The sequence below is a fragment of the uncultured Thiodictyon sp. genome (genome assembly GCA_903837595.1).
Classification (GTDB): Bacteria; Pseudomonadota; Gammaproteobacteria; order Chromatiales; family Chromatiaceae; genus Thiodictyon.
On the sequence record CAILVI010000408.1, the window covers coordinates 22,170 to 31,898 of the forward strand.

General features: G+C 68.4%; 7 protein-coding genes. All 7 read right to left on the bottom strand.

Annotated features, from left to right (window positions below; all coding sequences use genetic code 11):
- Positions 1 to 154: 154 nt before the first annotated feature.
- Complete coding sequence (locus QZY44_RS24460; protein WP_295454286.1) at positions 155 to 1,243, bottom strand: ATP-binding protein; 1,089 nt, start codon at positions 1,241 to 1,243, stop codon at positions 155 to 157.
- Positions 1,244 to 1,366: 123 nt separating this feature from the next.
- Positions 1,367 to 2,710: a diguanylate cyclase gene (locus QZY44_RS24465; protein WP_295454289.1), complete on the bottom strand. Its 1,344-nt coding sequence runs from the start codon at positions 2,708 to 2,710 to the stop codon at positions 1,367 to 1,369.
- Positions 2,707 to 5,874 carry a response regulator gene (locus QZY44_RS24470; protein WP_295454292.1) on the bottom strand — a complete coding sequence of 1,056 codons (3,168 nt, stop codon included), beginning with the start codon at positions 5,872 to 5,874 and terminating at the stop codon, positions 2,707 to 2,709. Before QZY44_RS24470 ends, QZY44_RS24465 begins: the two co-directional genes overlap by 4 nt.
- Before the next feature lie 75 nt (positions 5,875 to 5,949).
- Positions 5,950 to 7,191: a DUF1015 domain-containing protein gene (locus tag QZY44_RS24475; protein ID WP_295454294.1), complete on the bottom strand. Its 1,242-nt coding sequence runs from the start codon at positions 7,189 to 7,191 to the stop codon at positions 5,950 to 5,952.
- Between the two features lie 298 nt (positions 7,192 to 7,489).
- Positions 7,490 to 7,858 carry a hypothetical protein gene (locus tag QZY44_RS24480; RefSeq protein ID WP_295454296.1) on the bottom strand — a complete coding sequence of 123 codons (369 nt, stop codon included), beginning with the start codon at positions 7,856 to 7,858 and terminating at the stop codon, positions 7,490 to 7,492.
- Positions 7,859 to 7,930: 72 nt separating this feature from the next.
- Entirely contained in the window at positions 7,931 to 8,815 is an 885-nt protein-coding gene (locus QZY44_RS24485) for a hypothetical protein (RefSeq protein WP_295454299.1), read from the bottom strand.
- The gene (locus QZY44_RS24490) at positions 8,760 to 9,497 is read right to left on the bottom strand and encodes a hypothetical protein (protein ID WP_295454301.1); all 738 of its coding nucleotides are present in this window, start codon (positions 9,495 to 9,497) and stop codon (positions 8,760 to 8,762) included. Before QZY44_RS24490 ends, QZY44_RS24485 begins: the two co-directional genes overlap by 56 nt.
- Positions 9,498 to 9,729 lie beyond the last annotated feature (232 nt).

The following is a 9,729-nucleotide window of genomic DNA, read 5'->3' on the forward strand; positions in this document are numbered from 1 at the left end:
AGTGTCGCCTTTGCGTCTTCGATGTACGGATAATGCGGGGCTGGATTGTTCCAATCCCAACCATGCCTCGCAGTGAGGTGGATGATCGAATGCTGATCGTCTTGCCCCTCGACGATCAGACGGTGGGGCGCGGTCGGCTTAATTTTCGATGCGCTCATCCCCGCACCTCAATGTGGTGGCGCGCGGCAATCTCGATATCCTCTGCCGAATAGCGGACCGCCGTAGGGGCCGCCCGGTCGATGCGATGCACCGAAACCTCCGCCGCCAGCTCGGGGGCGTCGGTTTGGAGCCAGGCCAGGGAGCGGATGCAGTCGCCGCTGTGAGACGTTGCGAAGACTTGAACATCCAGACGCCGGGCGGACTCGATGACTAACCGCCACATTGCTTCCAGCGTCGTGTAGTGAAGTCCGGTGTCAATCTCGTCAATCAAAAGCACCCCGCCTGCCGCGCGGGCCATGTAGACAGCCTGGGCTAGCAGGCGTTTGATCCCATCGCCCAGGCTACCTAAAGGCATCCGTTGATCTTCGTCGGCCAGCTTTATAAACGCGACGCTTTCCGACATTCGTTCGGTACGCGCAAATGCAAGCCGTTCGATGGACGGCTCGATAATCTTCATCGCCGAGATCACTTTATCCTCCTCGGGGGTAAGGACAAGACGATCCCACATTTGTTGCAGCACGCGCGCGTCGGGGCCTTCAGTGCCGAGAAACCAGACGATCGGCGGCCCGCCCGAGGGCGCAGGCGCCATCACAGTTCGCCGATACTCCAGCAGCGAACCGTCCGGCGAGACCGGAAGGACCGGAGTCCCTTCCGGGTTGTCTGTACCCGACATTACGATTTCCAATGGCGTCCCCAGATCCACTTGCTCGGACAACAGGTCAAGCTGGGCCTGGTCTATCTGGCCTCGGCGGACCTCGCAACGAACCCTGCGTTTCATAGATTCGGCGCAGGCAGTCACTTCAAAGGACGTGCTCTCCTGTATCCGGTGCCCAAAAAACAGGTGCCGCACGTCCAGTTCCCGTCGTATCCGCTCATCCTGCGACTCAAAAGAAATCTCCGCCCGCCGCTGGGGACTCCTCAACAACGACGTGATGCGCCCGCCCAATGTCACCATCTCGACCGCATCAAGGAGGGACGTCTTGCCCGCATTGTTCTTGCCGACTAGCAGATTGACGCGGGTCAGACTTGAAAGCTCAAACGACTTGAAAGCCCGAAAACCTTGAACTGTCAATGATTCATACATGCTCAGCGCAGCCTTTTCTCTGGAAAACAGCGATGTTCGTGGTCATCTGGCGACCCAGGAAGGGCGCTGCAGTAGCCCATGACAAGGGGTGTAACCAAGTGCATGCTCGCCCTGAAGGACGACCTACGCCGGAATGGCCGCCGTCGCCAGCGCCACCCCCCGCTTGCCGGCGCTCTTCACGGCATACATCGCCTCATCCGCGCGGCGCAGCAGGGCGGCGCCGTCCGGCCCGTGCTCCGGGAACAGGCTGATACCGATACTGGCCCCGATACCGACCGGACCGTCGGGTAGCTCAATGGGCGCGCAGATCGCCGCGAGCAGGCGCTCGCCCAGCTCCAGGACCCCGGAGTTCTCGGACACGCCGCGCAGCAGCACGGCGAACTCGTCCCCGCCCAGCCGCGCCACGGTATCGGGGCGGCGCACGACCTCCAGCAGGCGCGCAGCCACCTGGCACAGCACCCGATCGCCGGCCGCATGACCGCGGGTGTCGTTGATCCCCTTAAAACCATCCAGGTCGAGGAACAGCACGGCCAGGCGCTCGCCGGAACGCCCCGCCTCGGCCACGGCGCGGTCCAGCTGCTCTCGGAACAGCCGCCGGTTGGCGACCCCGGTGAGGCTGTCACGGTGGGCCAGCTCCCCGAAACGGGTCACTTGGGTACGCAAACGCCGGCTCTCCAACTCCCGGGCGGTCACGTCCTGCAGCCGCAGGATCAGGCCGAAATTGGTACCCGCCACCCCCCGCAGCGCCCGGGCGTGGACCTCTGCATAGCGATCGGCGCCCCCGGCGTCCGCCCGGTGCAGCAGCAGGTCCAGCGGGGTGTCGCTGGCGGCCACCCGGGCACGGATGCTCGCGACGATGGCCAGCGGGTCCGACTCCCCGGCGTCTGGCTCGGTCACCCCCGGGACGAGCCGCAGGGGGGCGTCCACCACCGCCTCCACCACCAGGGGAAACTGCCCGGCGTCCTGGTTGATCCAGCGCACCACACCCTCCCGGTCGCATACCAGCGTCGGGTCCGGGATGGCATCGACCAGCGATTGAAAGAAGGCGTGGTCCTGGCGCAGGCGGCGCTCGGCGTCGGCCGCCTCCACCAATTGGCGCACGCGGTTGCGCAACACGGCCCAGTGGATGGGCTTGGCGACATACTCGGTGGCCCCGCACGCAAAGGCACGGTCCACCGAATCCTCGTCCTCGTAGATGGTGATCATGATGATCGGGACATAGCGCCCTTCGGGGAGTGCCCGGATCGCCATGCAGGCCGCGAATCCGTCCATCACCGGCATCGCCGCGTCGAGCAGAACGATGTCGGCCCCGTGCACCTGGAACAGCTCGAGCGCGCGGCTACCATTGTTCGCGCTCTGGACCTCAAACCCGAGCCGGGCGATGAATTGATGGATGGCGGTGCGCAGCACCACGTCGTCGTCCACCACCAGGGCGCGATACGGCTGGTCGCGAGCGGCGAATATCATTTTGTGTCCTCCACGACAACGCCGGCCCCGGCCTCGGTCTCCAGCAGTTGCGCGAGCGCCGCCAGGAAGCGCGCGGCCTCGGTCTCCAGGGCGGCCAGCAGGCCCAGCGCCGCCCCCAATTCACCGGACTTGCCCAGTGACTCCAGGGCGCGGGCCAACCGGACCAGTTCACGCGCCCCCAGGTTGGCGACTGACCCGGCCGGCGTGTGGGCCGCGGCGAGAAGGCGCTCCCCGTCGGCCGTCTCGACCGCCAACCGCAGGTCGGCAACGCGCGCCGGCACATCCGCCAATGCGGCCTCGATCACCGCGCTGAGCTCGCCGATGGCCTCGCGCAGGTCGCGAATGACCCGGTCGTCGATGGGGGGGGCCGACTGGGTCTCGGCGGGCAGTGCGGGCGGCGACCCAGCCGCGGACAAGGCGCCCACCGCCGGGGCCGGCTGCGGCGCTACCGCTTGCGTGGGCTGCTCCTCACGGTGCCACCAGCGGTCCAGGGTAGCAAGCAGGTCGGGGGCGCGGATGGGTTTGGACAGATAATCGTCCATCCCCGCCGCCAGACACCGGTCGCGCTCCTTCGCGAAGGTGTGGGCGGTCAGGGCCACCACCACTTGATGTCGCCCGCCCGCACGCTGGCGCTCATGTTCACGCAAGGCTCGGGTCGCGGACAGCCCGTCCAGCACCGGCATCTCGCAGTCCATCAGCACCACGTCGAAGGCCCGCTGGGTCAAGATCTCCAGGGCTTCGGCCCCGTCGTTGGCCACCTGGACGCGGCACCCCGCCCGATTGAGTATCCCGCGCAGGACTTGCTGGTTGATGGTGTTGTCCTCCACGGCCAGAATCCGGCAACCTTCGAGCCGGATCAGTTCCGGCCGGTGCGCCACCTCGGCGGGGTGAACGGGAATGGCACCGAAGAGGCGCGCCAGGACCTCCAGGAGCGGACGGCGCCGCACCGGTTTGACCAAGGCATCGTCGGCGCCGAGTGCGCGCGCCCGCCGGCCCTCACCCGCCTCATCCATTGAGGTCTGCATCACCACCCGAGGCCGGCGCCCGGACGGGTCCGCGCGCACCCGGGTGAGTACCTCGAACCCATCCATGTCCGGCATCATCCGATCCAGCAGGATCAGGTCAAACGGCGCCCCGGCGGCCCCCGCCGCGGCCAGTCGCTCCAGGGCCGCCGGACCGCCTGACGCGTCCTCGCACGCCATGCCCCAGGCGCTGCACAGGCCATGCAAATACAGCCGATTGGTGGCGTTGTCGTCGACGATCAGGACGCGCCGCCCGGCCAACACCTGCACGTCCGCCGGGCGCCAGGGCGGGGCGGCCCCCGCCGGGGCGGGCGCCAACGCGATGATGAAACTGAAGCGGCTGCCCTGCCCCGGGGTGCTCGCAAGATCCAGGCTACCACCCATCATCCGCACCAATTGGTTGCTGATGGCGAGCCCGAGACCGGTACCGCCAAAGCGCCGGGTGGTCGTATTGTCGGCTTGGCGGAAGGCCTCGAAGATGTGCTCGCGCGCCTCCTGCGCCACCCCAATACCGGTGTCGGATACCGCGAACCCGATGCGCTGCGGCGCGGCCGCCGACGGTTCCAGCCAGACCCGCAACCCCACCTCGCCCTGCTCGGTAAACTTGATGGCGTTGCCGATCAGGTTGATCAGGACCTGGCGCAGCCGGGTGGGGTCCCCGATCACCGCGGTGGGCACATCCACCTCGACATTGCAAATCGCCTCCAGTCCCTTGGCGAGGGCCTTGCCCGCCAGCGTCTGCATGGTCTCCTCCGCCAACTCCGGGAGGTTGAACGGGGCGTGCTCCAGCTCCAGACGGCCGGCGTCGATCTTGGAGAAGTCCAGGACGCCCCCGATGACATCCAGGAGTCCCTCGGCGGAGGTGATTCCGCCGTCCACATAGTGCCCCTGCTCGGTGCTCAGGTCGGTCCCCTTGAGGAGTTCCAACATCCCCAGCACGCCGTTCATCGGCGTGCGGATCTCATGGCTCATGCTGGCCAGGAACTGGCTCTTGGCGATATTGGCCGACTCGGCCGCCTCCTTGGCCTGATTGAGTTCCACGAGTTGCGCACTCAAGGCCCGGCGGGCCTGGGTAATCTGCCGGACGTAAATCCAGATCGCGACCACGCAACCGATCACTGCCATCCCGAGCAGCGCCAGCAAGACCGACAACCACTGACGGTCACGATCCAGCACGAGAATATCCGGCAGGGCCTCCGTGACATACACCGAGAGCCCCTCTTGCGGTAATGACGACTGGGCCAGCAACACCGGTGCGTCACCGCCGTTGAAACGCTTCAACTGGGGATAACGGGGATCGCCCCAGGGCACGATGGGAAGCGCCTTCAAGTCATTCCTGGCGTAGCGTGACTTGATCTCTTCTGGACTGAGCGTGTGCACGGCAGCATCAGGTAAGACATTGAGCTCTAGAGCCTTATCTCTGGCCAGGATGACGACCCCAAAGCGATCGGCAATAAATGAGTCGGCTTGCCCGAGCCAATGACTCAATACCGACAGGTTGATCTTTCCGGCAATGACGCCAAGAACCTGTCCATCCGCCTCGAGCGGGGCCGAGAAGAACAGACCGGGGATGCCGGTCTTGCGACCGACGGCAAATTGTTGACCGAGATGGCCATCACTCGCCTCACGGAAATACTCCCGGTCACGGTAGTCCGTGCCGACAAAGCTTTCGGCCAGACGCCAATTGCTGGCGACGAGGCAATAGCCATCGAGATTCATCACCCAGATGACACTCAATACACCCATATCGGCCGCGGAACGTTCAAGCAACTGATCGACCGGATGCAGTCCCGGATCAGCGGTCCAGACCTTTTGTCTTTCAGCGGCCGGCAGTGCTGGGACCCCGGTGGTGACGGGGGCGCGCTTGAGCATCTCGGCAATCTCTCGACTGCGCCCCACGGCGGCCGGAATCCCGTGAATCAGTTTGAGTTGGTTGGCCACACCGACGGACAACGCGGACAGGTCTTGCTGCAGTCGCAGCTGCCCCGCGGTCAGCGAAGCCTGCGCCCGCCGCTCGGTCATATAACCGGCAATCTCCCACGCGGCCACCAACCACACCAACATGACGATACCCATGACCAGCAGTATGCGCCGCGAGCCGGCATTTCCCGCCCCCTGCGGGAGTGACTTGTCATCGCTCATGGTGGATTCTCCAGTGCCGTCTGCCAGCAGAAAAATAGCGCATCGGTCAGGTCCGGGTGGGTGGCGACAGCGCCGTCAGTCCAGGATCAGACTGACCATCCCATCCGCCAGTTTGGTCTCAAACCAGGTACATTTCGGCGGCATGGTCTCACCCAGGTCCGCCACCGCCAACAGGTCGGACAGGGGAGTCGGATACAGCGAGAACGCAAGGCGCATGGCGCCGCTATCCACCGGCTGGACCAGTCCGTCCAGACCGCGGATACCGCCGACGAAGTCGATGCGCGGGTCGTGTCGGGGGTCCCCCAGGCCGAGGATCGGCGTCAACAACTGGTCCTGGAGCAGACGCACGTCCAGGCGCGCCACCGGGTCGTGCCGCGGGATGCGCCCGGCGTGCAGGGTCAGGCGCGACCAGGCGCCGTCCAGGTAGAGGCCGAACTCGCCGGGTTGCGCGGGCGCAACCGGCACCGGGCTGCCGACCACCGTAAAGCGCTCCGCGACCTGCGCCAAGAAAGCCTCTGCGTCCAGTCTGTTGAGATCACGCACCAGCCGATTCACCGCCAGGACCTGGAGTTCATCACCGGGGAAGCTGACGGCCAGGAAGCGATTGTAGGACTCGGCGCCGGTGTGGTGCGGGTTGACCGCCGCCCGCGCGGCGCCGATCCGCTCGGCGGCGGCGGTGCGGTGGTGGCCGTCGGCGATATAGAGACGCTCTTGAGCGTCGAAGCCGGCCGTGAGGCGGTCGATGTCCGGCTGGTCGGCCACCACCCACAGGGTATGGCGCACCCCATCGGCCGTTTGGGTATCGATGTCCGGGACGCCGCGGCTGACGGCCGCCAGGGTCCCATCGATCATCGGGTCGCGGCGATGGATCAGGAAGGCCGGCCCGGTCTGGGCATTGAGTGCCTCGATCAGCCGCACCCGGTCGTCCTCCTTGGCCGCCAGGGTAACCTCGTGCCGCCTGATCCGCCCGGCGCGATAGGCCGGCAACGACGCCGCCAGCACCAGCCCGGTCTGGACCTGCCGGCCGCGCGTCAGCCGATACACGAAATAGCAGGGCTGCCGATCGCGCACCAGCAAACCGGCCGAAACCATGCGCCCCAGGGTCGCCGCTGCATGGGCATAGCAGGCCGGGTCATAGGGGTCGAGCCCCGGCGGCAGGTCCACCTCCGGGCGCGACAGGTGCAGAAAGCTCCAGGGCCGGCCAGCGACCAGGGCGCGCGCCTCATCGGTGTCCATCACGTCATAGGGCGGCGCGAGCAGCTCGGCGGCGCGTCCGGGGGCCGGGCGCAGACCGGCAAAGGGGGCAATCAGGTGCATGATCCAAAATCCGGCAATCACAAAGTCGTAGCCGATCTGGTCCCCACGCGCCGCGTGGGGACCGAGCCGCGGCGCGCTGCGCCCGGCCCCGCACCGCGGCGCCGTACGGCTGCATCCCCACGCGGCGCGCGGGGACGAGGGCAAAGTCGTAGCCGATCTAGTCCCCACGCACCGCGTGCGGACCGGGCCGCGGCGCGCTGCGCCCAGCGCCGCACCGCGGCGCGGTGCGACTGCATCCCCACGCGGCGCGTGGGGACGAGGGCGACACACTATACCCCCCGGCGGGGTCGGGTGCGGATCAGTCCCGCCCGACCAGTTCCAGCAGGGCGTACGGGTCCAGGTCGGCGAGCGCTCGAGTGCCGTCCAGGGTGACGGTCAGGACCTCCACCCGGTGCTCGATGCGGATGCGCGCGGCGGCCTCCACCAGGGCCTTGGCGCGGCGGCGCTTGGCGATGCGGTCGGCGATGTCCGACGCGGCCAGCACCGCACTCGGGATCGCCAGCATCAGGCTGACGACCGCCACCGGGTCCGCCGCCTTGTGGCCGGGCGCGGCGGCGGGGAGCGGGCGCGGGGTAAGCGCCAGGCCCGCGTCGTCCAGTGCCGCGGCCAGTGCGCGCGCCGCCGCCTCGGGGGCGGCGCCGGTCAGGATCAGTTCCAGGTCTCGCATCGCTTGGGGTCTCCGTGGGTGGCCCCGGGGCTGCCGGGGTGGTTGGGACAGGGGCGGGCGGCGCGCCCGGGGTCAGGGCGGGGCCGGGCACTGCATCCCGGCCTGTTGCAGGATCGACTCGATCTGTCCGGCCTCCATCGGGAGGCGCAGACGGCGGGCCTCGGCGAGTGCCAGACAGAGCAGCCGGTTGGCCTCCGGGGCATCCTCCCGGCGGCCGGTCTGGGCCATACGCACCAGCAGGGTCAACGCGATATTGGTGCGGCAGAGGAGGAGCGAATGGACGTCGCCCAGGCACTCGTACACCGGCAGTTGCTCCTCGGTGCGGATGCGCAGGGCCGCGTCGAGGTCCCCGCGCTGAAACAACCGTCTGGCATGCTCGTCGATCAGCCGGAGTGCGTCGGCATCGATCTCCCCCCCACCCCGCTCCAGTGCCGCGACCCCCTGCGCCAGCAGCGCATCCGCACCGCGTCCGTCCCCGGCGGCGCCGATCACCCGCGCCGCATTGGCCACCAGCAGGGGCGGCAGCCGCTCCCGGGCCCCCTCGATCAGCCCGACCAGTTCGCTGGCGAGCCCGGCCGCCGCCGCATAGTTGTCCTGCTCCAGCCACCAGATGGCCCCGGCCCCGCAGTCGGCGGCGATCCCGGCATCCCGGGCGGCGAGTGCCAGCGCGGCGAGCTGCCACTCGGCTACCTCGGGCCGTTTGCCCCCGGCACCGCCCCAGGCGGCGTACAGTGGTCCGACGGCCAGGCGCGCCACCGCGGCCCGGTCCGACTCGCCCAGCGCTGAGAGCCCGGCGCGCGCCAGCGGGCTCAGGCGGACCGCGTCGCGGGCGCCGGTCACCGGGTCCTCGCCGGGCTCGGCCAGGGCCAGGTCGGTCAGGCGTTGCAGGTCACCGCCGAGTTCAGCCGCCAGTCCGGCGACCACCGCGCGCGGCACCGGCAGGTCGCAGAGGCCCATGGCCTAAGAGGACCGGCCTGGGGTCGGACGCGGGGCCGTCGCGCCAGGCGTGGTGTCCGTGGCAGGAGAGGTGCAGCACCGGGAGCCCCCCGACCTCGGCCAGGTGCCGGGCGAGCGCGGAGGCCTCGCCGCTCTCGTCGACCAGCAGGTCCAGGCCGGTGTCGCCGACCGCCGTCAAGATGGCCGCCTCCTCGTTCTCGTAGTCCAGTTCGCTGGCGCCCTGCGGGGCGGCGGCCATGAAGGCGAGACCCAGCCGGTGACCGTCCGGCGGCGGGGGTTCGGCCACGGGTCCGACGCGGCGCACCGGGCTGTACTGAAGCAGCGGGGCCTGAGCCAGCCAGCCGTGCGCATCGGCCAGCAGTTCCCAGGGGGCCTCGAGCAGCGCCCAGTCGGCCGGGCCCGGGTGCCGGGCGGGGCAATGGACGGTGAGGATGAGGGGGGGCGCGGCCTGTTCGAGCAGGCGTCCGAGGACGCGCTGGTCGCCGTCGAGCCAGTGGTAGAAGGCCCGGCCGATGGCCAGGGCCGCCGCCGCGTCCGGGCACTGCTCCAGCGACCAGTAGCGGGCGGCGAGCGAGCGCAGCTCGCCCAGGGCCGCGGCATCGAGCGCGCGGGCGGGGCCGACCGGCACAGCGCCGGCCAGGAGGCGAAAGCCGGCGTCTTCGATCAGGACGGTCGCGGACATGAGGGGGTCTCCGGTTTCCCTGCACCGGGTGCGATGATAGCCGAAAGGGGCGCACGGCCAGGGCGGAACCGTTCTAGCCAGGATCCGCTGTTGCAAGCGATGGTTGTCCACAACCCTGGACAATATGGCAGGGGAGCTGACATTATATACCAGGCAGCGGGCGCGAGTGGGCTCGGTGTCATTGAAGCTGCAAGAGAGAGCAAAGCGCTGGTTATCTGTACAGACAGGGATC

Coding starts and splice junctions, on each gene's coding strand:
- QZY44_RS24460 (WP_295454286.1), bottom strand. CDS start 1,243: ATGTATGAATCATTGACAGTTCAAGGTTTTCGGGCTTTCAAGTCGTTT.
- QZY44_RS24465 (WP_295454289.1), bottom strand. CDS start 2,710: ATGATATTCGCCGCTCGCGACCAGCCGTATCGCGCCCTGGTGGTGGAC.
- QZY44_RS24470 (WP_295454292.1), bottom strand. CDS start 5,874: ATGAGCGATGACAAGTCACTCCCGCAGGGGGCGGGAAATGCCGGCTCG.
- QZY44_RS24475 (WP_295454294.1), bottom strand. CDS start 7,191: ATGCACCTGATTGCCCCCTTTGCCGGTCTGCGCCCGGCCCCCGGACGC.
- QZY44_RS24480 (WP_295454296.1), bottom strand. CDS start 7,858: ATGCGAGACCTGGAACTGATCCTGACCGGCGCCGCCCCCGAGGCGGCG.
- QZY44_RS24485 (WP_295454299.1), bottom strand. CDS start 8,815: ATGGGCCTCTGCGACCTGCCGGTGCCGCGCGCGGTGGTCGCCGGACTG.
- QZY44_RS24490 (WP_295454301.1), bottom strand. CDS start 9,497: ATGTCCGCGACCGTCCTGATCGAAGACGCCGGCTTTCGCCTCCTGGCC.